This window comes from Clostridium sp. CM039 (assembly GCF_055081075.1).
The window spans coordinates 3,841,336-3,864,906 of sequence record NZ_CM143649.1; the positions used below are offsets into that span (position 1 = coordinate 3,841,336).

Consider the following 23,571-nt stretch of genomic DNA (forward strand, 5'->3'; position numbering starts at 1 on the left):
TGCATTACAGAAGGAGTGTCAAAAGATGAGAAAATTAATTTTAGTAAAATTTGCACCAGAAATCTTTTTAAAAGGGCTCAACAGAGGTAAATTCGAAAAAAAACTTAAAGACAATATAAAAAATGCTATAAGAGACTTAAATTACGAATTTGTTGAAGATCAAGGAAGATGGTTTATATACTCAGAAATGATGGAGGGAATTATAGAGAAGGTTAAAAATGTTTTTGGAGTAATGGAGGTTTGCGTAGTTACACAGGTTGAAGCTTCTATGGAGAGTATTGAAAAGCAAGCACTTTTAGACATGATAGAAAGCGCCGCTAAAACTTTTAAAGTAGAAACTAATAGAGCAAACAAAAAATTTAGCCCAGGGTCTATGGACGTAAGTCGAAAAGTAGGGGGTTATATATTACAAAATAACGAAGACGTAAGTGTAGATGTACATAATCCAGAGTGTACAATAAATGTTGAAATAAGAAATATGGCATACATTTATGCTAAAAGAATAAAGGCAGTGGGTGGATTACCTTATGGAATGAATGGTAGTACTATGCTTATGTTATCAGGAGGTATAGACTCACCTGTTGCAGGCTACATGATGGCAAGACGTGGGGTAGAACTTCATGCAGTTTATTATCATAGCCATCCGTATACTAGTGAAAGAGCAAAGGATAAGGTAAAGCAATTAACTAGTATTTTAAAAGAATACACCGGTAAATTGACTTTGTATGTTGTACCTTTTACTGAAATCCAGATGCAAATTATAGAAAAGTGTAGAGAAGACGAATTAACAATAATTATGAGAAGATTTATGATGAGGCTTGCGTGTGCTCTAGCCGAAAAATATGGCATAAATTCAGTAACTACAGGAGAAAGCATAGGGCAGGTAGCTAGTCAAACTATGGAGGGACTTGTAGTAAGTGATGATGTTTCTGATAGACCAGTGTTTAGACCACTGATCGCTATGGATAAAATAGATATTATAGATGTGTCAAGAAAAATAGAAACTTACGAAACCTCTATTTTACCTTATGAGGATTGTTGTACAATTTTTGTTCCTAAACATCCAAAAACAAAACCAAGGTTAATTGAGATAATTAAATCTGAATCAGTTTTAGATATTGATAGTCTAGTTGAGAAGGCTATTTTGGATATGGAAATTTATAAATAAATATATTTATGTTAGTTAATCAATCATGTGTATTAAATTAAATAAAGTGTTAATAATAATATAATAAACACATATTGAAGGGGTGATTAACATAGCTAAAAAAGGTACAGAGAAAAAATCAGGTTCTAAGGATACTAAAGATAAAACTCAGAAAAAGAATCAAAATGGTAACACAGTTAAATAAGAAGTAATATAAAAAACTAAAGATGTAATTGCAAAAAATAAGCTAACAAAATGATTTATCACTTTGTTAGCTTATTTTTAGTTTATAGAAAATTAATATAACTTGATCAGAGGACATTAAAAGCTGATTTTTATTAAAAATGTTAAAAAAATGTTGAAAAAATTAATAATGCATGATATCATGTATATATAAGACGATAATGAGTGTGAATCATCGTGTAAAAGTTTACACTGAAAACTAATTTAATAATTAAAATTGCGTGTTACTGATACAATCAGGCATGAGCAAAAGTTGTTATAATATTATGGCTACATTTAGGTGAAGCTATAATATTATAATGACTTTGCTCATGTTTTTTGTTTTTGATACATGCCACAAAAGAGAGGGGAATATAAATGAAAAAAGCTTTTGGTGTTTTACAAAAGGTAGGAAAAGCTTTAATGCTACCAGTAGCGCTATTACCAGCTGCAGGGTTACTGCTTGGATTCGGTAATATGTTTCAAAGTGAACAATTTTTAGCAAATGCACCGATATTTAATGCTGGTTGGTTCCAATTAGTAGCTAAAATTATGGAACAGTCTGGCGATGTTATTTTTGGTAATCTTGCATTATTATTTGCAGTAGGGGTTGCGGTAGGTCTAGCCGAGGGCGAAGGAGTTGCAGGACTTGCAGCAATAGTTGGGTTCTTAATAATGAATAAAACTTTAGGTATTGTCTCAGGAGTCACTCTAGATTTAACAGTGGGTCATGCACATCCAGAGTTTGCAAACGTATTAGGAATTCCAACACTTTCAACAGGAGTATTTGGCGGTATTATAATAGGTATTGTAGCGGCACAATTATATAAAAAATATTACAACATTGAGTTACCTTCTTACCTCGGATTCTTTGCAGGTAAGAGATTTGTACCTATAGCTACAGCAGTAGCTGCAATTGGAATAGGTATTGCAATGAGTTTTGTATGGCCTCCAATTCAACATGGTTTAAATGTCTTCTCAAAAAGTATGATTGAGGCTAATCCAACAGTATCAGCCTTCGTATTTGGAGTAATAGAAAGATCATTAATTCCATTTGGATTACATCACATTTTCTATAATCCATTTTGGTATCAATTTGGTGAGTATATAAACAAAGCTGGTCAAGTAGTTAACGGAGATCAAGCTATTTTTATGGCTCAGTTAAAAGATGGAGTATCATTTACAGCAGGAACCTTTATGGCCGGTAAATTCCCATTTATGATGTTTGGGCTTCCAGCAGCAGCACTTGCAATGATTCATGAAGCAAAACCTGAAAAAAGGGTGTTAATAGCTGGTATTATGGGGTCAGCAGCTCTAACTTCTTTCTTAACAGGTATTACAGAACCAATTGAATTTTCATTCTTATTCGTAGCACCAGTATTGTTCGGAATTCACTGCGTATTTGCAGGATTATCATTTATGACAATGCAGCTTTTAAATGTTAAAATAGGAATGACATTTTCAGGTGGACTTATAGATTACTTGTTATTTGGTGTAATTCCAAATAGAACAGCTTGGTGGTTAGTAATTCCTGTAGGATTAGCATTAGCAGTGATTTACTACTTCGGATTCCGTTTTGTTATAAGAAAATGGAATCTTAAAACTCCAGGTCGTGAAGTAGATGAAGAAGAAGGCACAAGTACTACAAAAACTAATCTTAAAGGTCAAGAACATGCAATATTAGTATTAAAAGCATTAGGTGGAAAAGAAAATATAACAAATTTAGATGCTTGCATTACTCGCTTACGTGTAAGTGTTGTAGATGCTAAAAATGTTGATAAGGCAGAACTTAAGAAATTAGGAGCTGCGGGAGTTCTTGAAGTTGGTGACAGCATTCAAGCAATATTTGGAACAAGAGCAGAGCATATAAAAACAGAGGTTAAAGAGGTTATAGCTAAGGGTTTAGATAAATAATATTATAACTTCAATTAAAAATAAATTTTAACACAAAAAACATTAGATAAGTAATATACTTATCTAATGTTTTTTTATGCTTATACTGAACTGTATTGCTTTCTAGTGTTTATTAATAGATAATATATTAATATTAAGGCTAGTATCATTAAGCTCAAATTAATGGAAAATATAGTTTTATTATAGATTAAGCATTCACCAATAAATCTTGAATATAAAACCACATATGAGATCCATGCACTAGAGCCTGCGAGAATACTAATTTGAAGATTTTTATTTATAAAAAAATATGGTAAAGTTGTAAAGAATAATAAAAAAAATATTTAAAGGTAAAGCCCTAATTATTCAATTATGAATAATTAGGGCTTTATAGTATAGTAAAACTATTTAGATTTTGGTTTATGTTTAAAAATATTAAGTTTAATAGTGAAATGTTTATCTAAATACTCGTTTAGTCCTTTGTTCATACAAAACCTATAAGCTGCAAGACTAATGAAAGACCATAGTATAGCGATAACCCATCCACCAAGCACATCTGTTGGATAGTGAACACCCACATAAACCCTACTAACTCCTACAAGAATTAAATATGCGAATATAAAACAGCTAAGTAGATAGGCAATTTTTTTATTCTTCATCCGCTTAAGTATAAAGTAAATAAGAACAATACCAATAGCTGTAGAAATCGAAGAATGGCCGCTAGGGAAACTATAGCCATCAGCTTCAACTAATCTTACTCCCAGGGGTCTAGATCGTTGTACAGTGTTTTTAAGCATCAAATTGGTAAAGCCAGTAATTCCAATATTAAATACACAGCAAATGGCTTCCAATTTGTTGTTCCAAAGATATAATATAATAAAAACCAATAGGGTTATTAAAATCTGTAATTCAGGGTCAGAAGATTTTGAAACAGCAATATAAAATTGATTCCATCCCAAATTCATAGAAGTTGCTAAATAATAAAGCATGTTAATTTAATCATCCTTTCTATATTACATTGAACATTAATATTCATTCGATAGTTAATGTATAAAATTCCAATTAAGTCATAAGCATCAGCTAATATTATATCAAAATTTACAATTAAAAGCTACATTTATATTATTTGTTAACACAGGAGTAAGATATTATTCATATTTTACAATTATAGAATTGTAAAATTGAATATAAACGCAAATCAATATATTTTTATTGAAAAACAATAAAAATATATTGATAAATAACTCGTATAGTAGTAATATAGAATTTGTAGAGAGTTGAAATGCATATCAGGGAATATGTTTGAATGCAGGATAGAACATTAAAATTGCGGGGGGTACTTATAATGGAGAAGAGGTTTGTGCAAGCTATTATTATAAAAGATAATAGGGTTCTTATGGCATATGGTCATAAAGAAAATAAAGAAGATATTAATTTTTTTGTAAAAGGAGAAATTAATGGATGGGAAAGTGCTGATAATGCAATTGGACGCGTGATTACAGAGGAAATAAATATGCCTTATAAAGTTGTTTTTAAACTTAATACACAGTCTTGTTTATATACAGAAACTTATTTAGTTAATATAGAAAGTGTAAGTGATAATTTTGATTTTTCAACAAAAAAAATTGAAAAATCTGTAGGTAATTTAGATATGGATGGTCTAAAATGGATTTCTTTATCTGAAAAAGAAGAATTTCGTAGAAGTGATATAAATTATTTGAGAATTTTATTGGAAGAATGTATAGAGCAAGATTATAGTGAAAGTTGGTTAAAATCAGTGGAAGACTTGTTGTTTTCTTATCCAGATTATAAGTATAATAATATGCAACTATTAAAGAAAAAACGTATGAAGGAAATAAAAAACATAGATTCCCAAATTGGTATACATGAAAAAATATATACTATGGGCATTGCACTTATTTTATCAATAATTTGTGAAAGATTTTTTAATGGTAAACAAATTGGTGTTTCTATTCCTATTTTTTATATTATGTTCATGGGATTTTTTTTATGGAGTGTAAGAGAAAAGATTAGGATTAAAAATAGTATTGGATATATTACCATTATTCCTACATTGCTAATAGCATTAAATTATTCTATTCACTCTAATAATGTTTTGAACTTGTTTAACGGGATTATGATATTGGTACTTGCTGGAGTAAGTACAGTATTAATTAGGTATGAGAATATAAAATGGGATAGTGCAGATGTAATAAAGAAAGTGATTAGCATAGGCATTAAAGCTATTGTAGAGAATGCTTGTAAGCCTTTTACATTTAGTAAATGTAGTATAACTACGAGAAATAAAAAAGAAATAAGTTCTACGAAGAAAAATATATTAAGAGGAGTAATTATTTCTATCCCATTATTAATTGTTATTTTAGTTTTATTAACATCAGCAGATATGGTATTCAAGGACTATGTAACCAATTTTTCAATTGGAATTAAGGATATAGACGTAGGTAAAATCATAGGCAGTTTATTAGTTATTATCATAACTTTCATAATTATATTTTCATATATATGGAGCTTTAAATATAGCTGTGATGGGGGCAGAACTAAAAATAAGGATATACAATGGGAGCCAGTTACTGTTTTAACAATCATTTTTATGATAAATATAGTATATCTTTTATTTTCAATAGTACAGTTTTCTTATCTTTATGGTGGAGGGGATAATTTTCTTCCTCACGAATTTACTTATTCAGAATATGCAAGAAAAGGGTTCTTTGAGCTTGTGGCTGTTACAATAATTAATTTTACAATATTACTAAGCAGTATGAAATTTATTAAAAAGGACAATAAGACAATAAATATAATATCCGATGTATTTTTAACCGTGCTTGTAGCATTTACATTAAACATGCTAGTTTCAGCTCATTATAAGATGTCTTTATATGAGCAAACTTATGGATTTACCTATTTAAGGATTTTCGTTCATATATTTATGCTGATGTTATTTATGTTATTTATAGTAGCGGTAGTTGGCATTTGGAATAGAAGAATACCACTTAATAAGATTTTAATAGTAATTGTTTTGAGTATGTTTATATTAGTGAACTATATTAATGTTGATAGAATAATTGCCGAAAAAAATATAGACATATATTATAAAACTCAGAAAATGGATGTACAATATCTAAAAACTTTATCATATGATGCTATTCCAGAGATATTAAGACTAAAAGATGATTCTAACGCTTTCATTTCTAGTGAGATAAATACTTATATAAACAATATGAAGAAAGAGTTATTAGAAGGCGATTCCTGGTATGAATTTAATTATTCTAAATATAGAGCTAGAAAGGTTATAGAGTAAAAGGTGGTAATGTAAATTGAAAAAAATAAGAGGAAATTTATTAGGGGTTTACGACTTGATGTTAGCAGTGGGCGCTATTTGCATTGGAGTAATGATGGTAAGTTCAAGTGATGGAATATTTATTGAGTATCCAAAAGAATGGCTATCAAAAGTTCCATTTGATAGCTGGGTTACTCCTGGTATTATTGCAATCCTAGTATTTGGACTCGGAAATATTATAGCAGCAATCTTTAGTTTTAGAAAAGGAAATAGTAGGTCATGGGTTGTGTCTGCTGTAATAGGTGGGATATTAATTATGAGCCTTATTGCTCAAGTATTAATTTTAGGAGAGACGTACTTGGCAACTGTTGGATTTATGCTTTTTAGTATAATTCAGTTATGTTTATGTTGGTATGTTTTTGATGGCTATAGTAAAAATTTAATATAATATTGGGTAGTATTCTTACATTAATGGGGGCAAGACATGGAAAATAAAATCAAGATAAAATCAAAGTTTAAAATGGTTTGGAGTTTATCTTTAGTACTCCTAATACTTCAATTTTTGATAGAACATTTTTGGGGGCTACAGTTGCTTATATTGGGTTTGAATGCGAATTTTATAAGGTTGATTCTCAGTTTAAATTTGCTAGTATCACCAATTTATTTTTTTAACTACAATAAGTATAAATTGCTAAAAAAAATTTACGGTATTTTATCCGTTATTTGTTCGATTTTTATTATATTTCTATATATGCTCATTTTCTCAACAAATAAATATTTTTACTTTCAAACGCCATATAAAAATAGCGGGAAAACTTTGGTAGCAGAAGAAACCACATGTTTGATGAGTGGAAGCAGTAATTTTTACGAACAAAAATATGTCATTTTTATAAAACCTTTAAATGAATCCATTTCGACAGATGATGTGGTTAGACCATTCTCAAATGATCAATACAAGATAGAATGGTTAGATGAAAACAGAGTGCAAATAGATTATATTTACAATCCACGTGGCATTCAGAAATCAGATATAATAAGTTTTAACTAAAATTAAAAAAATATATTATTATTTCACAATCTTCTTAGACTGGGAACTAAAAACTAATAAAAAAGAAAGGATTATTCATGTTAGCCCGCTTAAAGGAAAGCCGGGTTAGGAATAACTAGAATTTTTTATTGACTTTTAAGCTTTTAGGTGGGAATTGTAAATATATGAAGAGAGAGGGCAAGGTATGACCTACAAACGTAATAGGTTATTGTATTCGGTCATGATAATAATTGTAATTATTTTAGGATTATGTTCAAGAAAGATGGCTAATGCCATACCATCTATCTTGAATATATATTTGGGCGATGCTCTGTGGGCGTTGATGATTTTTATTGCTTTTGGTTTTATTTTTAGAGAGATGAAAACAAAGATAATTGCATTAATAGGAATATCATTTTGCTATCTTATTGAGATGAGCCAATTATATCATGCTAACTGGATAGATAATATCAGAAAAACAACTTTAGGTGGATTGGTATTAGGATATGTATTTTCATGGAGTGACTTAATAGGATACGCTATAGGAATTTTAGTAGGCGTAATTTTTGAAATTTTGGGCGGTGCAATTCAAAAACATAAGGAAATAAAACCTTCGGAGATAGATTAAATAGTAAATGGTAATTTCTGATTTTAAGTATAATTCAGTTATATCTTAGTGGATACCTATTTATATGTTATAATTTTACATGAAAGAGATAAGTGATTTAAAGGAAGTCAGGAGGAAATAATATGGAGAAAAATATTAGATTCGAGATAATAACTAAAGATAGATTGGGGATAACTGTAATAATATTAGAAAAAATTTATAAGGCGGAAATAAACCTCCTTTCTGTAGAAGTGTTTCCTAAAAAGATTTGTGTTAAGATGCAAAATATGGGTGCTATCAAGAAGGAAGCATTAAAAAAACAGCTTTGTGCAATAGAAGATGTTGTCATGATTAATGAAATTAACTTACTTAATTATGAAGAAAATGAAAGAAAGCTTTTAGCTATTTTAGATTCAGTAGATGAAGGAATAATGGTAATAAACAAAAAATTTCAAATAGATCTTTTCAATAATTATTGCGAGAAAGTATATCATTGTAGAAAAGAAGAGGTTATAGGGACAGATGTTAGGGAACTAATAGGTCAAGATGTCCCAGCTTTAGAACTTGTAAATAGTGGGATAAAGTATGATAACGTAGAAGTAAATATTAAAACAAAAAGAGGAGAAGTACATTACCTAACTACAGGTAGACCAATTATAGATGATAATAATATTACCGTAGGGGCAGTTGCATCTATTAAGGATATTCACAAAGCTATAGAAATCGCAAATATTATCGCTGGGACGACTGAAGGCGCATTTAAGGAAATTATAGGCAATAGTAATGAAATTAAGAAAGTGAAAAAACTAGTTGAAACTGTAGCTAAGAGTGATTCTACTGTACTCTTTAGAGGAGAAAGTGGTACCGGAAAAGAGTTATTTGCAAAGGCAATTCAGAGCTTAAGTAGCAGAAAAAACAGCCAATTTATAACTATAAATTGTGCAGCACTTCCAGATAATTTGATAGAAAGCGAGTTGTTTGGTTATGAAAAGGGAAGTTTTACCGGAGCAATGAATAGCGGAAAAGAAGGCCTTTTTAAAGAAGCAAATGGTGGAACCTTATTTTTAGATGAAATAGGAGAACTGTCTGTAGCTTTACAGGCAAAGCTTTTAAGAGTTCTTCAAGAGGGTGTTATTAGGAAGATTGGTAGTACAAAAGAAGAAAGTGTAAATGTAAGAATTATTGCAGCCACTAATAGGAATTTAGAAGAGATGATTAAACAAGAGAAATTTAGAGAAGATTTATATTACAGATTAAATGTTATTCCAATAGTTATTCCACCTCTTAGAGATAGACTGGAGGATATTTCGTCTTTAGTTAATTTGTTCATTTGCAAATTCAATAAAAAATTAAACAAGGAAATAAAGGGCACAGAGCTTTCATTTATAAATAAATTACTCCAATATAATTGGCCAGGGAACATAAGAGAACTACAAAACGTAATTGAGAGGGCAATGAATTTGTGTGATGGAGAATTTATATCTTCACAGAATATCCTTAGAGATATAGTAGGGGTGAGCATTGAAAAAAATAAAAATGATTTGGATGTTAATAAAGGTTTAAAGCTTAAAGAAGTAGTTGAGATTTGTGAAAAACAGGCTATAGTAACAGCACTCTCAAAAAATAAAAGTTTGAGAAAAACAGCAAAGGAATTAGGGGTTTCACACACTACTATTATAAATAAGATTAACAAATATAAAATACGTGATAAGTAAATCATCTCCTGTAGAGCTGAAATGTCGTTAAACTATGGGATAACATGGATATAATTTTTTTTGCTAATATTCCAGCATTGAAATGTAAAGAAATATTTCCATATGTAAAGAAAATTTTACATAATTACTTCATTAGTGGTTATAAAAAAATCCAGTGTATTCAATAAAATTTAATTGAATACACTGGAATTTTTTATAGTATTATTTAAAATATTAAAAATAATATAGGAAACAGTAGTTAAATCATTACCTGCGGTGCTGAATTGTGAATTTGATATATGAATTAAAGGAATATTTTGGTTAAAGTGGCGGGAAAATTGCTTATATATTTGTATATAAAGAAAAAATTACTTTGGGGGGAATTGTAATGGATAGAGAACATTTACGTAATAGTGGATTTGCAACTAAAGCTATACATGGAGGAAATAAGAAAGATCAATATGGTGCATTGGCTACTCCAATACATCAAACAGCTACTTTTGTTTTTGATTCAGCACAGCAAGGTGGAAATAGATTTGCAGGAACGGAAGATGGCTATATTTATACAAGACTTGGGAACCCTACTAATACAGTTTTAGAAGAAAAATTGGCCATGCTTGAAGGTGGAGAAGCTTGTATGTCTATGGCATCAGGCATAGGAGCTATATCTTCAACTATGTGGACAGCGTTAAAGGCTGGAGATCATATAATTGCAGCACAAACGCTTTATGGCTGTACTCATGCATTTTTGGCTCATGGTATTTCTAGATATGGTGTTGAAGTTACTTTTGTTGATGTTTCAAATCCAGAAAATGTTAGAAATGCTATGAAAGAAAATACAAAAGTTATTTTCTTAGAAACACCTGCAAATCCAACATTGCTTATAACAGATATTGAGGAAATATCAAAGATTGCCCACGCACAAGAAAATTGTATGGTTATAGTGGATAATACATTTAGCACTCCATACATACAAAGACCATTAGAACTAGGTGCAGACGTTGTAGTACACTCTGGAACTAAATTTATAAATGGGCATGGAGACGTAATTTCTGGTTTTGCTGTTGGATCTAAAGAATTTATTGACGGAGTTAGATTATTTGGTGTTAAGGATATGACTGGAGCTAGTTTAAGTCCTTTTGATGCATTTTTGATTATAAGAGGAATGAAAACACTAGAAATAAGAATGGAAAGACATTGCAAAAATGCAATGGCTGTAGCTGAATTTTTAGAAGCCCATCCAGCAGTAGAAAACGTATATTACCCAGGACTTAAAAGTTTTCCTCAATATGAATTAGCAAAAAAACAAATGGATCTTCCAGGCGGGATTATTGCTTTTGTAATAAAGGGTGGAATTGAAGAAGGTAAAAAGGTTATAAATTCCACTAAGCTTTGTAGTATAGCTGTTAGTTTAGGAGATGCTGAAACTTTAATTGAACATCCTGCTTCAATGACTCATTCACCATATTCACCAGAGGAAAGATTAGAAGCTGGTATAAGTGATGGTTTAATAAGATTGGCAGTAGGTCTTGAAAATGTTGAGGATATTATTGCCGATCTAGACCAAGCTCTTAATTTAATTATTAAATAGTAATTAGTATAGTAAATAAGTGAAAATAGGAATTATTATCTCACATGTTACCACGTAGATAATAATTCCTGTTTTTTTATTTTCTATTATCTGTTATTGTTAATCCATTCCATATAACATCAGTATCTTCATTTCTATCTTATATTAATTAAACCCTCTAATCATGCTTATATCGGATATTTTGATTGGGTGTTTTTGTTTGTTATTGTGGTTATTAATTTCCTTAAATGTTGATTTTCTTGAAGTTAGGGGGCCATAAAAATTTATTATTCCCCAAGATGCCAAAAATTTATTGTATTTAGATTTAATTGAAATTGTGATCAGTAATGCTCCTTTTTATATATTAATTCTAAATATTATATAATACATGTTAGAAAAATGTGATTTAATAATTAATTGATTTGTGAATTAAGACATAGAAGCCATGGAAAAAGTGTCATTCCTATAGTTGAATTTTTTATAATTTTTATAAAGGTTTGATTTCATAGCTATGCAAGGTTTAAAAATTGTTTTACCCTGGCATGGTTAGAATTAGAAAATAGTAATTCAGGAGTGGAGTTCGCTAGTATTTCTCCATTTTCCATGAAAATAATTCTATCTGATATTTCTCTTGCAAATTGCATTTCATGGGTAACTACTATGAGTGATATTTTATCAATGGCAAGAGATTTAATGACCTTCAACACTTCGCTGACTAGTTCAGGGTCTAATGCAGAAGTTGGTTCATCAAAAAGAATTAATTCTGGATTCATTGCAAGACATCTAGCAATTGCAATTCTTTGCTTTTGTCCACCAGAGAGAGTACAAGGATAAGAATTTATTTTATCTATTAAATCCACTTTTAAAAGTAATTTTTCTGCAATGTCTATAGCATCTTTCTTATCTATATTATTTACTATAATAGGAGCTTCAATTATATTCTCAAGAACGGTTTTATGAGGGAATAGATTGAAGTTTTGAAAAACCATACCTATTTTTTTAGCAGCATTAATTGATTCAATATTATTAATTTTCTTTTTAGATTCTGCAATAGTTACGCCATTAAATTCAATGAGTCCATTATCCATATGCTCAAGACCACTTATGCACCTAAGCAGAGTGCTTTTCCCAGAGCCAGAAGGACCGATAATTGATATTACCTCGCCTTTTTTCAAACTTAAAGATACATTCTTTAAAACCTGGGTTTTATCATAACTTTTATTTATTTTACATATCTTGAGTAAATCCATAGTAGCACCATCCTTTATTTATCACATTGTTCTTTATTCGTAAATTGAATATTTTTTTTCAAGCTTTTTAAAAGCCAACACAATAAGAGAAGTAAAGATTAAATATATTATTGCGGCAATAAAAAAAGGAGCGATTGTAAAATCTCTAGTTACAATTTCCCTAGCAGCTCTTAGTAAATCTTGTAATCCAATTGCAGCTACTAAAGCGGTATCTTTTATTAGAGTAATCGCCTCATTACAAGTTGGTGGAATTATCCGTTTAAAGGCTTGGGGTAGTATTATTTTTGACATAGTTTGTCTATAATTCATGCCTAAGACTTTAGCGGCCTCGTATTGGCCTTTATCTATAGATTGAATACCGGATCTGAATATTTCTGTAAAATAAGCTCCGTAATTCAAAGAAAAGGTAAGAACGGCTGCAGTAAAAGGAGAAAATTTAATGCCTATAATAGGTAACCCGAAATATGTAAAAAACAGTTGGAGAAGTAAGGGTGTTCCGCGAAATAACCAAGTATAGAGGTCCACAATCTTACTAAGTATTTTTAAATTTGAAACTTTGATTAGTGCGCCTATTATTCCAAGAGGCAAACAAAAGATTATTGTTGCAAAATACAATTCAATTGTAAAGAGGCTCCCTTTTAAAATATAAGTTGTAATGTCTATAAAATTAGCCAAATCTAACACTCCTTCAGAAAAAATTCATAATTATTATTTGATTATATCTTTGCCGAACCATTTCTTTGATATAGTATTGGCAGTTCCATCATTTTGTATTTCATCTAGTTGTTTATTTATTTCTGCAGTAAGGCTTGTATCAGTTTTTCTTATACCTACGCCATAATCTTCTACTCCTAGATTTTCATTAATAACTTTATAATCACCAGGTTTTTTACTAGCATAGTATCTTCCAACTACCTCATCCACTATAACAGCATCAATACGACCAGCGTTTAAATCGAGTAGCGCTTCTGTATTGTTTGAATATTTCTTGGCCTCCTTTAGTGAGTTAGTAAGTAGTGAATCTTTAGCAAGTGCAGCTTCACTGCTGCTACCCATTTGCAAACCTACAATTTTATCAGTTAAATCACTTTTTTTAGAAATAGTTGACTTGTTTTTTACAATAATTGTTTGCTTATTTTGAAGGTATACTTTAGAAAAAGCAATTTGTTCTTTTCTCTTTTCTGTTATTGTTAATCCATTCCATATGGCATCAATATCTTTATTGTTTAGACTTAATATAATTCCGTCCCATTCTACTGGTTTAAAGGTTACTTTTACGCCCATTCGCTTGCCTACTTCTTTTGCCATATCAATGTCAAAGCCTACAATTTCACCACTTTTATCTCTAAATCCCATTGGTGGAAAGTTATCATCAAGACCAATTATTAGTTCTTTTTTGTCTTGTATATCTTTTAAAGAATTATCAGCTGTGGGGGTGTTTCCGCAGCCAGATAAAATAGCGGTTGAAAGTATTGCCACAATTAGTAAGTTAAATTTAATTTTCATTATTAACACTCCTTTATGAATTCTATAAATACAATATTACTTTATTACGTTAGTTATGTAAAGCGGTAAATTAAAGATTAATTAACTTATATATAAATATAAAATTATTACAAGATAAAAATTTATAAATTTTTTAGAATAGATGGGAAAATCATAGTAGTATAAATCTCTCTTCCAGTGGAAAATATAAATGAAGAAAGGGGAGTGTTTTAAATGAGTATAAAGCAGAAACTTACTAATGAGCAATTATCTTCAGTAGGAATTAAGAGAACTGATAATGACAAAGATATGCATACGAATGATGTAAATATTAAAAATAATGAAACAAGAAATAAAAAAAACAAATAAATCATTTAAAAGTGTTTATAGCTAATATTTTGATTAATTGTTTATATTTATAAGATTCGCTTGACATTAAAATAACAAAGTGGTATTCTTAAGTTGAAAATTTAATAGATCCTTCAGGGTAGGGTTAAATTCCCAACCGGCGGTATAGCCCGCGAGCCGAAAGGTAGATCTGGTTTAATTCCAGAGCCGACAGTAAAGTCTGGATGAGAGAAGGAGAATAATGATAAATATAGGAGATTTTCATTTATTAACTATGAAAAATAGTTAATACTGCTTTTATATTTTATTGTGAATATATTTAGTGAACAGCACCGGTAGGTGATGATTTAACAGCACCGATAGGTGATGATTTGACTAGATATATAATTAGCTTATTGAGCCCTGAAAACTTTGTTTTCAGGGCTTTTATTATTTTAGCCACATATATGATTTTATTTGATCAAAGTTATGCATACTAAGAGAGAAATATTTATGAAGATTGGCACCAGAATTATAGAATTAGGGGTGATAAATTGGATAATTATTATATGAGAAGAGCTCTTGAATTATCTAAAAAAGCGGTGGGGTTTGTAAATCCTAATCCATTGGTTGGCGCTGTTATTGTAAAAGATAATAGGATAATCGGTGAGGGGTATCATGAATATTTTGGTGGACCACATGCAGAAGTAAATGCTTTTAAAAATGCCAAAGAAAATGTAGAAGGTGCAACAATGTATGTAACTTTAGAGCCTTGCGCACACTATGGTAAAACGCCACCTTGCGCTGATGCTATAGTGCAAAATAAAATATCTAAAGTGGTAATTGGAATGATAGACCCTAACCCATTAGTTGCAGGGAAGGGAATAGAAATTCTAAGAAGTAGTGGCATAGAAGTAACTACGGGCATAATGGAAACTGAAATAAAGAAAACAAATGAAATATTTGTAAAATACATAACTCATAAAAAGCCATTTTGCATCATGAAAACTGCTATGACAATAGACGGAAAAATAGCAACTTCTATTGGTGAGTCAAAGTGGATAAGTAATGAAAAATCTAGAGCGTATGTGCATGAATTAAGGCATATGGTAACTGGAATTATGGTGGGAATTGGAACTGTCCTAAGTGATGATCCAGAACTTACTACAAGAAGAGAATGCATAATTAGCAAAAACCCAATAAGGATAATTATAGATAGCACAGCAAAAATACCAATAGATGCAAAGGTGTTAAAATGTGATGAAAAAACAAAAACTATTGTCGTTACAACAAAATTTGCGAAAGAGACAAAAATTGAAGCTATTAAACAAAAAGGCGCACAAGTTATTATAACGCCAAGTAAAAATAACCGAGTGAATTTAAACTATTTAATGAGAGTACTAGGTGATATGGGGATAGATAGTATTTTGATTGAGGGTGGCAGTACTCTAAATTATGCTGCATTAGAAGAAGGCATCGTTGATAAGGTTATTACTTTTATTTCCCCGAAAATATTCGGCGGAACAACAGGTAAGACTCCAGTAGGAGGACAGGGAATAGAACATGTAAGTGATGCTATATTGCTTACGGATACTGAAGTAACTAGATTTAACGAGGACATTATGATAGAAGGGTACGTGAATAGATGTTTACAGGGTTAATTGAGGAAATTGGAGAAATAAAGTCTATAGAAAAAGGTGCGAGGTCTGCGAGAATTACCATAAAAGCTACAAAGGTTATATGTGGAATAAAGATTGGTGACAGTATTAGCACAAATGGAGTGTGCCTTACCGTAACAGAATTTAATAAAAATAGCTTCAGTGTAGATGTAATGGCGGAGACTATAAGAAGTAGTAATTTAGGGAAATTGAAATCTGGTTCTCATGTCAATTTGGAAAGGGCATTAATGGCTAGTGATAGGTTAGGAGGCCATATAGTAAGTGGACATATTGACGGAATAGGAACTATTGTAGATTTTTGCATCGAAGAAAATGCCACTTGGGTGTCTGTAGAAACTACAGTGGATATATTAAAGTATATTGTACATAAAGGATCGATTGCAATTGACGGTATTAGTTTAACTGTAGCATATGTTGATGAAAACATTTTCAAAGTATCAATTATACCTCATACAAGAGGTGAAACTACTTTAATTAGTAAAAAAGTAGGTGACGAGGTTAACCTTGAAAGTGATATGATGGCGAAGTATATTGAAAAACTGCTTAAATATGGTGAAGCTCCAGAAAAAAAGAAATCTATTGGTATGGATTTTCTCGAAAAAAATGGATTTGTATAAGCAATCAGTTGTAGACACAGCAAATAACATTACATCGCCAAAAGTGATGATTACAGCACAAAGTGATAATTAAGGGGTGGAAAAATGTATAAATTTAATACTATTGAAGAAGCTTTAGAAGATATTAAAAATGGAAAAATGGTTGTTGTGGTAGATGATGAAGATAGGGAAAATGAAGGAGATTTAATTATAGCAGCCGAGAAAGCTACTCAGGAAAACATAAATTTTATGGCTAGGTATGCACGTGGACTTATATGCATGCCTATAGTTAAAGATAGATTAGATAAGTTAAATATAAATCAGATGGTGGTAAATAATACTGATGTGCATGGAACAGCATTTTCTGTTTCTATTGATGCTGTAACTACCACTACAGGAATATCAGCTGCAGAGAGGGCAACTACTATATTAAAGGTGATAGATTCGGAGGCTTCATCAAAAGATTTCAATAGACCAGGCCATGTATTTCCTCTAGCAGCAAGAGAGGGTGGCGTATTAAATAGGGGCGGTCATACAGAGGCTGCTGTTGATTTAGCAAGACTTGCAGGGTTATATCCTGCAGGTGTGATTTGTGAAATTATGAATGAAGATGGATCAATGGCTAGGGTACCAGAGCTTATGGATTATGTGAAAAAACATGATTTAAAAATGATTACCATAGTAGATTTAATTGCTTACAGGAGAAAAACTGAATGCCTTGTAGAAATGGTTACGGAGGCACAAATGCCAACTAGATATGGTGAATTTACTATCTATGGATTTGTTAATAAGATAAATGGAGAGCATCATGTAGCATTAGTCAAAGGTGATGTAAGAAGTAGTGAATCTGTACTTGTTAGGGTGCACTCTGAGTGTCTTACTGGAGATGCACTAGGCTCTATGAGATGTGATTGTGGAGAACAATATGATGCGGCCATGAAAGCAATAGCAAAAGAGAAAAATGGAATATTGCTTTATATGAGGCAGGAAGGACGTGGAATAGGGTTAATTAATAAGCTAAAGGCATACAATCTTCAAGATAAAGGAATGGATACCGCAGAAGCAAATGTAGCTTTAGGTTTCCCTGTAGACATGAGAGATTATGGCATTGGAGCTCAGATATTGGAACTATTAGGTGCTACAAAAATAAGACTCATGACTAACAATCCTAAAAAAATAACAGGAATTTCAGGCTATGGTATTGACATAGTTGAAAGAGTAGCAATAGTGATGAATCACAATGAAAAAGATAAGTTCTATTTGCAAACTAAAAGAGAAAAAATGGGACATTTACTTGACCCTGAACGAGTATAAGTGTTAAGCACATTCAAGTAAACAATATGATATTAAATTAATAGGAGGAATAGAAATGATAACGTATGAAGGTAAATTAATAGCAGAAGGTTTAAAATTTGGGATTATAGTAGCAAGATTTAATGAATTTATAGGTGGAAAATTATTAACGGGAGCACTAGATGGTTTAAAACGTCACGGAGTTACAGAAGAAAATGTTGAAATTGCATGGGTGCCTGGTGCATTTGAAATACCTCTAGTTGCAAAAAAAATGGCTAAGTCTGGTAAGTATGATGGTGTGATATGTTTAGGAGCAGTAATAAGAGGCGCTACATCTCATTATGAATATGTATCTGGTGAGGTAACTAAGGGAATTGCATCTGTATCACTCGAAACAGGAGTTCCAATTATTTTTGGAATTCTTACTACTGAGAATATCGAGCAAGCTATTGAAAGAGCGGGTACAAAAGCAGGTAATAAAGGGTATGATGCTGCAGTAACTGCAATAGAAATGGCAAATTTATTAAAAGAAATTTAAAATAATAGAACAAAAAAATTCTCCTGCGTGCATTGCAAACGAACTTAAAACTGGAAATTCGATTAAGAAATTCTAAATCAAATTTAATAGTTTATACGTTTCTTATTGCAAGTCACTTCGGAGAAATTCCAAAGTTGCTATTCAGCTGATTTTTAGGTACTACTTTGGGTATTCATTAGGGGTGCATAACAATTATTAACTGTTATGCACCCCTAGACTTTTTTCGCTTTCATCTATACTTATGATATACTATTCTTAAAGATAAGTAGAATGGGGGTAGTCCAAATGGGTATAGGCGATAGTGTATTTACTATTATATTTATTATGATGGGTGCATCGGCTGTTGTTTCTGGTTTGAATTTTGAGAAGAAGCAGGGGAAAAAATATAAGGGCGAAAATTTAGATGAATATATAAAACTAAATAAGCTTGTTTTAATTTCAATGGGAGGAATGATTCTAATTGGTACTTTCCTCGGACAAGGGTTACCTTTATTAAAAAATGTAATAACAAATATAACAATTGGAAGTTTATTTCTCATATGGATTGTTTATTCGGTAGTATCCAAAAAGAAATTTTCAACCAAAAAATAATAAACAGAATGGAAGGTTGCGGACTTCCATTCTGTTTTTAATTTTTTAGATTAAAATATTATATTTCAATGTGCTCTGGTTTTAGCTTGTAAACCACATCTTTTCTTTCTAGCATTATATTAATTTTTTCTTTTAATGCATCATCGTCTAGAATTTTTAGGAGTAGTTCTTTAGTAGGGTTTATTACTGTAGGGTTACTAATTAACTTTAACATAGAGTAATCTCCGGAAGTATCTCCATAAGCATAACTTTGATCCAAATCAATATTATATTTACAAACAAAATGTTCTATGGCGGCATGCTTACTAACACTATCCCACATAGGAATAATAGCACCAGTGTAAATATTATCTTTATTCAATTGATACTTTGTTCCTATATAATCATCAAACCCGTATTTTATAGACATTTCGCGTACAAGTTCTATTGGACTGCCTGATACAGTGATAATGATATGACCCTGGCTCTTATGCCATTTAATTCTATCACGGGTGTAGGTATAAACCCTATCCCCTTTTTGCTTTACAATTTGCTTAGCAATAAACTCGATTTGACACTTATGAAGTCCAATTATGGCCTCGGTATAAATATCAGCCATTTTAAGCAGGTAATTATCATAATTTCCTATTCGCTTATCCCATTTAACATAATAGGGTTTTACTTCTTTGTACCATTTATCATTTTCTATTATTTCGCTTTTAATCAATTTTTTGAATACCTCACTAATTAAACTATCTCTATAGAGAGTACCATCAATATCAAAGAAAGCAGCTATTCTTTTTTTCAAAGTGATCACCTCCAACATCGGTATAATATAATTATTTTAAGAAATTTAAGAAATTTATAATTAGCTATTCGGGAAATATTATTCTTTTTTCAGTGATTATGAAATCCAATGGCACATCATATTCACCAGTGGGCACTTTATCAACTATTTGATAGTCATAGGCTATGCCTATAGTAGGAGTAAGTTTCGTCTTTTTAGGTAAAAATCTATCATAATAACCAGCACCAAAACCTATCCTATTGCAATGTTTATCAAATACTACGCCGGGAACTATTATTAAATCTATATCCTCAATATTAACTTTATCTAATGAGTCATGTTTTGGCTCCATAACACCAATACTAGATTTAGAAAGATCAGTAGTAAGATTATTTATTTTAAAAGGTATTATTTCTCGCTTAGATTGTATGCAATAGGGTGCAATTACTGTTTTACCGTTATCCAAACACCACTTAGCAAGAGGATAGGTATCAACTTCTTTATTGAAACTTAGGTATAACATGATATTTTTGCAATTTATAAATTCAGGTAACTCCATAATTGTGCCTATAATTTTATTGCTAAAATTACTTACATCTTGAATCTTCATACTTTTTCTTTGATGTAGCATATTTTTTCTTAAAGTATCTTTAAGATTATCTTCCATAAGTACCCTCCCCTAGAAATTATTTAAATATTATACTATAAAATTTAAATTAGTATAACATATGTTTATCATATATGCAATTTATAGAATTATATATAAGTTTATATTATTTTAGATAACCAATCTTAAGCAAAATAACACTTCCATAAGTCTCAAGTAATGCATTAATACATTAAAAATTATAAATTGGGAAGTCTATAATTATAATATTAAAGATGCAGGAGTATTAAAAAATACTAGGTATCTTTAAGAAATATAAGGAGGAATATTCATGGACAATTCAAAAATAAGAGAAGTTAATGGAATAGACCACGTTGGAGATGTGCCAAGTGCAAAGAAAGGAATCGTAGATTTTCTTTCAGGTGAGGACAGATATAAAGACTCTATCCCACAGGATAGGCTTAATTCTTACAAAAAAGGTCGTGAAATAGCAGTAGAAATAGAGAATATTTTAAATGGGGATCAAAGGGATTATTAGAATTAAATAAATTTAATATTATTCAAAAATGGGTATAGAGTTTTAATTCTATACCTTTATTCTTTATAATGCAGTTTAAATTGATAAAGTTGAAAAATGATTGTAGCTTTCTGAAAAGTCTGATATTATTATATCTGTAATAGTGTTTGTAAAATTACAAAGACATAAAGAACTTTTTACGTGTTTTTATGGATATTTCAAGTAATATAGGGAGGTTATTTTAAATACATATATGCTATAATATATATTGTATTTAAAAACAATCTAGGGGTGGTGATGTACCATAAAAGGTTCACGTAAAACATGTCGTATACTGTTATTATTGTCTATTTCAATACTTTTAACATCTTGCAAAGGTAATACAAAACCTGTTGAAAAAGAGACCTACCTAATGGGCACAATTGTTCAATTAAAGGTATATGGTGGAAACGCAGAAAAAGCAACCGAGAAAGCATTAAAGAGGGTAAATGATATAGAAGATAAAATGTCTGTTAATATTGAAACTTCTGAAATTACAAAATTAAATGCTAAATCTGGAATTTCAGGTGAGAAACTTAGCGCCGATACATATTACGTAATAAAAGAAGCTGTTAAATATGGTAGATTAACTGGAGGTGCTCTTGATGTAACTATAGAACCAATTGTAAAGCTATGGGGTATAGGTACTGACAAGGAGAGAGTTCCAACAAAAAATGAAATTGATGAAAAATTAAAGCTAGTTGATTATAATGATATTATTCTGGATGAAAAAAATTCAACTATCAAGTTAAGGCGAGCGAGCCAAGCTATAGATTTGGGCGCTATAGCAAAGGGATATACGGCTGATGAAATAAAGAAGGTTTTAATAGATAATAAGATTAGCAGTGCGCTTATAAATTTAGGTGGTAATGTTTATGCTGTAGGAAGCAAACCAGACGGAACTAGCTGGAATATAGGAATACAAAATCCATTAGATACGCGTGGAGAATACTTAGGAACTGTTAGTTTTACTGATAAATCCGTGGTTACATCAGGCAATTATGAGAGATATTTTATAAAGGATGGTGTGCGGTATCATCATATATTTGATCCTAAAACTGGGTATCCAGCAGATAAAGGTATCATAAGTACAACTATAGTATCGGATAAATCAATTGATGGAGATGCACTATCTACAAGTACTTATATCATGGGACTTGAAAAAGGGATTAAATTGATAGAGTCTATTAAAGGTGTAGATGCTATTTTTGTTACCTCGGATAAAAAAATATATGTTACATCAGGCCTTAAAGATAGTTTTAACCTAACGAACAAGGAGTTTATTTATGAAAAAGGGCGATAAAATAGTTTTCATAATACTTTTAATTATTGTAGTAATATCTTTTAGTGTAGCTTTAATATACAAAATCGCAATCAAGGGGTCAGAAAATATTGCAGTTATTAAAAGCGCCGGTACAGTGATTAGAACTATTGATTTAAATAAGGTAAAAGAGCCACAAGAGTTTACTATAAAAACAAAAGATGGCCATTATAATACCATACTAGTTACTCATGATGGTGTTAAGGTAAAAGATTCTGATTGTGCACATAAAGAGTGTGTTAAAAGTGGAAGTATATCAGAGCCAGGTGGGATGATTGTATGTTTACCTAATAAACTTATGATTAGTATTGAAGGCGAAGCAAATAAAGGTATTGATGGTGGGACTTTTTAAATTAAAAAATGTAGGTGAAAATATGGGAAAGACTAAAAGAATGGTTTTACTCAGTATGTTAGTTGCAATAGCATTAGTTATTTATTTAATTGAGGCCCAGATTCCAGTGCTATTTCCAGGAATAAAATTAGGGCTTGCTAATTCTATATCGTTAGTTGCATTAATATTACTAGGGTGGAAAGAAGCATTTTTAATAATGATTTTAAGAACCTTATTAGGTTCTATTTTTGGTGGAAGCATGTCAGCCTTTATGTTTAGCATTGCAGGCGGAGTGCTAAGTAATATAGTAATGGTATTGCTTTACAAGTATCTTAAGAATCACTTAAGTATACCTTCAATAAGTGTTTGTGGATCTGTTTTTCACAATGTAGGTCAGCTACTTGTGGCCGCTTTTATAATTAATGATTTAAGAATATATGTGTATTTACCGGTATTATTAATTTCAGCGATTGTTACAGGGTATTTTATTGGAATTCTATCTAGTATTTTAAAAAGTAGATTAGAAGAAATATTACCACTAAAATAAAAGTATGAAATTTCTCTTGTGAGCATTGCAATACGAACTCGAAACTTGAAATTTGATTAAGGAATTCTAGTCTTTTGCTCATGTGAAATTCTCTAGCACTCACATTCGCCGTCCTGGCAGTCTTACGAGGATTTTACATTCGCAACAGAAGAATTTCTAAATCAAATTTCAATAGTTTTTACGTTTCGTATTGCAAGTCACTCCTGAGAAATTTCATCTTTTGGGC

24 protein-coding genes and 1 riboswitch are annotated in these 23,571 nt (G+C 30.7%); of the genes, 18 read left to right on the plus strand and 6 right to left on the minus strand.

All coding sequences use genetic code 11. The features are described from left to right. Positions 1 to 25: 25 nt before the first annotated feature. The gene (gene thiI, locus ACWJJ2_RS18040) at positions 26 to 1,168 is read left to right on the plus strand and encodes a tRNA uracil 4-sulfurtransferase ThiI (protein WP_216301972.1); all 1,143 of its coding nucleotides are present in this window, start codon (positions 26 to 28) and stop codon (positions 1,166 to 1,168) included. Positions 1,169 to 1,747: 579 nt separating this feature from the next. Continuing rightward, the gene (gene ptsG / locus ACWJJ2_RS18045) at positions 1,748 to 3,283 is read left to right on the plus strand and encodes a glucose-specific PTS transporter subunit IIBC (protein WP_216301973.1); all 1,536 of its coding nucleotides are present in this window, start codon (positions 1,748 to 1,750) and stop codon (positions 3,281 to 3,283) included. A gap of 383 nt (positions 3,284 to 3,666) precedes the next feature. On the opposite strand, the gene ACWJJ2_RS18050 is transcribed toward ptsG, so the two are convergent. Next, positions 3,667 to 4,251 carry a phosphatase PAP2 family protein gene (locus ACWJJ2_RS18050; protein WP_216301974.1) on the minus strand — a complete coding sequence of 195 codons (585 nt, stop codon included), beginning with the start codon at positions 4,249 to 4,251 and terminating at the stop codon, positions 3,667 to 3,669. Between the two features lie 356 nt (positions 4,252 to 4,607). Between ACWJJ2_RS18050 and ACWJJ2_RS18055 the strand changes: the two genes are divergently transcribed. The 6 genes from ACWJJ2_RS18055 to megL all read left to right on the plus strand — a co-directional run bounded on the left by ACWJJ2_RS18055 (position 4,608) and on the right by megL (position 11,479). After that, positions 4,608 to 6,581, plus strand: a complete 1,974-nt coding sequence (locus ACWJJ2_RS18055) for a DUF4153 domain-containing protein (RefSeq protein WP_462953640.1) — start codon at positions 4,608 to 4,610, stop codon at positions 6,579 to 6,581. Between the two features lie 16 nt (positions 6,582 to 6,597). Next, the gene (locus tag ACWJJ2_RS18060) at positions 6,598 to 7,008 is read left to right on the plus strand and encodes a hypothetical protein (RefSeq protein ID WP_253198081.1); all 411 of its coding nucleotides are present in this window, start codon (positions 6,598 to 6,600) and stop codon (positions 7,006 to 7,008) included. A gap of 36 nt (positions 7,009 to 7,044) precedes the next feature. Then, positions 7,045 to 7,608 carry a hypothetical protein gene (locus tag ACWJJ2_RS18065; RefSeq protein ID WP_253198082.1) on the plus strand — a complete coding sequence of 188 codons (564 nt, stop codon included), beginning with the start codon at positions 7,045 to 7,047 and terminating at the stop codon, positions 7,606 to 7,608. A 184-nt stretch (positions 7,609 to 7,792) separates the two neighbouring features. After that, positions 7,793 to 8,215, plus strand: coding sequence for a ribosomal maturation YjgA family protein (locus tag ACWJJ2_RS18070; RefSeq protein WP_216301976.1), 423 nt, complete (start codon positions 7,793 to 7,795; stop codon positions 8,213 to 8,215). 122 nt (positions 8,216 to 8,337) lie between these two features. Then, the gene (locus ACWJJ2_RS18075; RefSeq protein WP_462953641.1) at positions 8,338 to 9,909 is read left to right on the plus strand and encodes a sigma 54-interacting transcriptional regulator; all 1,572 of its coding nucleotides are present in this window, start codon (positions 8,338 to 8,340) and stop codon (positions 9,907 to 9,909) included. A 367-nt stretch (positions 9,910 to 10,276) separates the two neighbouring features. After that, positions 10,277 to 11,479: a methionine gamma-lyase gene (gene megL, locus ACWJJ2_RS18080; protein ID WP_220319628.1), complete on the plus strand. Its 1,203-nt coding sequence runs from the start codon at positions 10,277 to 10,279 to the stop codon at positions 11,477 to 11,479. A 488-nt stretch (positions 11,480 to 11,967) separates the two neighbouring features. On the opposite strand, the gene ACWJJ2_RS18085 is transcribed toward megL, so the two are convergent. From ACWJJ2_RS18085 to ACWJJ2_RS18095, 3 genes are read right to left on the minus strand one after another with little or no spacing between them, the layout of a single operon-like run. Beyond that, positions 11,968 to 12,708, minus strand: a complete 741-nt coding sequence (locus ACWJJ2_RS18085) for an amino acid ABC transporter ATP-binding protein (protein ID WP_216301979.1) — start codon at positions 12,706 to 12,708, stop codon at positions 11,968 to 11,970. Between the two features lie 33 nt (positions 12,709 to 12,741). Beyond that, on the minus strand, positions 12,742 to 13,383 hold the full coding sequence (locus ACWJJ2_RS18090) for an amino acid ABC transporter permease (RefSeq protein WP_462953642.1): 642 nt from the start codon (positions 13,381 to 13,383) through the stop codon (positions 12,742 to 12,744). Between the two features lie 33 nt (positions 13,384 to 13,416). After that, a complete protein-coding gene (locus ACWJJ2_RS18095; protein ID WP_462953643.1) occupies positions 13,417 to 14,214 on the minus strand; it encodes an amino acid ABC transporter substrate-binding protein in 798 nt (265 codons plus the stop codon). 213 nt (positions 14,215 to 14,427) lie between these two features. Here ACWJJ2_RS18095 and ACWJJ2_RS18100 point away from each other — a divergent pair, with 213 nt between their 5' ends. The 6 genes from ACWJJ2_RS18100 (at position 14,428) to ACWJJ2_RS18125 (ending at position 19,217) form a co-directional block, all read left to right on the plus strand. After that, entirely contained in the window at positions 14,428 to 14,562 is a 135-nt protein-coding gene (locus tag ACWJJ2_RS18100; protein WP_258280636.1) for a hypothetical protein, read from the plus strand. Positions 14,563 to 14,667: 105 nt separating this feature from the next. Then, positions 14,668 to 14,781, plus strand: a riboswitch (FMN riboswitch). 293 nt (positions 14,782 to 15,074) lie between these two features. After that, entirely contained in the window at positions 15,075 to 16,181 is a 1,107-nt protein-coding gene (gene ribD / locus ACWJJ2_RS18105; RefSeq protein WP_216301982.1) for a bifunctional diaminohydroxyphosphoribosylaminopyrimidine deaminase/5-amino-6-(5-phosphoribosylamino)uracil reductase RibD, read from the plus strand. Then, positions 16,166 to 16,816, plus strand: coding sequence for a riboflavin synthase (locus ACWJJ2_RS18110; protein ID WP_216301983.1), 651 nt, complete (start codon positions 16,166 to 16,168; stop codon positions 16,814 to 16,816). Before ribD ends, ACWJJ2_RS18110 begins: the two co-directional genes overlap by 16 nt. 84 nt (positions 16,817 to 16,900) lie before the next feature. Then, positions 16,901 to 18,109 carry a bifunctional 3,4-dihydroxy-2-butanone-4-phosphate synthase/GTP cyclohydrolase II gene (locus tag ACWJJ2_RS18115; protein ID WP_220286044.1) on the plus strand — a complete coding sequence of 403 codons (1,209 nt, stop codon included), beginning with the start codon at positions 16,901 to 16,903 and terminating at the stop codon, positions 18,107 to 18,109. A 55-nt stretch (positions 18,110 to 18,164) separates the two neighbouring features. Further along, positions 18,165 to 18,626 (plus strand): 6,7-dimethyl-8-ribityllumazine synthase, encoded by a 462-nt coding sequence (gene ribH / locus ACWJJ2_RS18120; protein WP_216301985.1) that lies wholly within the window; start codon positions 18,165 to 18,167, stop codon positions 18,624 to 18,626. Between the two features lie 285 nt (positions 18,627 to 18,911). Then, the gene (locus tag ACWJJ2_RS18125; protein WP_216301986.1) at positions 18,912 to 19,217 is read left to right on the plus strand and encodes a hypothetical protein; all 306 of its coding nucleotides are present in this window, start codon (positions 18,912 to 18,914) and stop codon (positions 19,215 to 19,217) included. A 58-nt stretch (positions 19,218 to 19,275) separates the two neighbouring features. Here the strand turns inward: ACWJJ2_RS18125 and ACWJJ2_RS18130 are convergent, their stop codons facing one another. Both ACWJJ2_RS18130 and ACWJJ2_RS18135 read right to left on the minus strand, forming a co-directional pair. After that, positions 19,276 to 20,022, minus strand: a complete 747-nt coding sequence (locus tag ACWJJ2_RS18130) for an HAD-IB family hydrolase (protein WP_216301987.1) — start codon at positions 20,020 to 20,022, stop codon at positions 19,276 to 19,278. A 46-nt stretch (positions 20,023 to 20,068) separates the two neighbouring features. Beyond that, positions 20,069 to 20,650 carry a 5-formyltetrahydrofolate cyclo-ligase gene (locus ACWJJ2_RS18135; RefSeq protein ID WP_220286042.1) on the minus strand — a complete coding sequence of 194 codons (582 nt, stop codon included), beginning with the start codon at positions 20,648 to 20,650 and terminating at the stop codon, positions 20,069 to 20,071. 271 nt (positions 20,651 to 20,921) lie between these two features. On the opposite strand from ACWJJ2_RS18135, the gene ACWJJ2_RS18140 reads away from it, so the two are divergent. From ACWJJ2_RS18140 to ACWJJ2_RS18155, 4 genes are all read left to right on the plus strand, one after another. After that, a complete protein-coding gene (locus ACWJJ2_RS18140; RefSeq protein WP_165411693.1) occupies positions 20,922 to 21,128 on the plus strand; it encodes a hypothetical protein in 207 nt (68 codons plus the stop codon). Between the two features lie 391 nt (positions 21,129 to 21,519). Then, positions 21,520 to 22,449, plus strand: a complete 930-nt coding sequence (locus ACWJJ2_RS18145) for an FAD:protein FMN transferase (RefSeq protein ID WP_216301989.1) — start codon at positions 21,520 to 21,522, stop codon at positions 22,447 to 22,449. Then, a complete protein-coding gene (locus ACWJJ2_RS18150) occupies positions 22,433 to 22,819 on the plus strand; it encodes a NusG domain II-containing protein (RefSeq protein WP_165411695.1) in 387 nt (128 codons plus the stop codon). Before ACWJJ2_RS18145 ends, ACWJJ2_RS18150 begins: the two co-directional genes overlap by 17 nt. A gap of 22 nt (positions 22,820 to 22,841) precedes the next feature. After that, positions 22,842 to 23,345 (plus strand): Gx transporter family protein, encoded by a 504-nt coding sequence (locus ACWJJ2_RS18155; RefSeq protein ID WP_216302045.1) that lies wholly within the window; start codon positions 22,842 to 22,844, stop codon positions 23,343 to 23,345. Positions 23,346 to 23,571 lie beyond the last annotated feature (226 nt).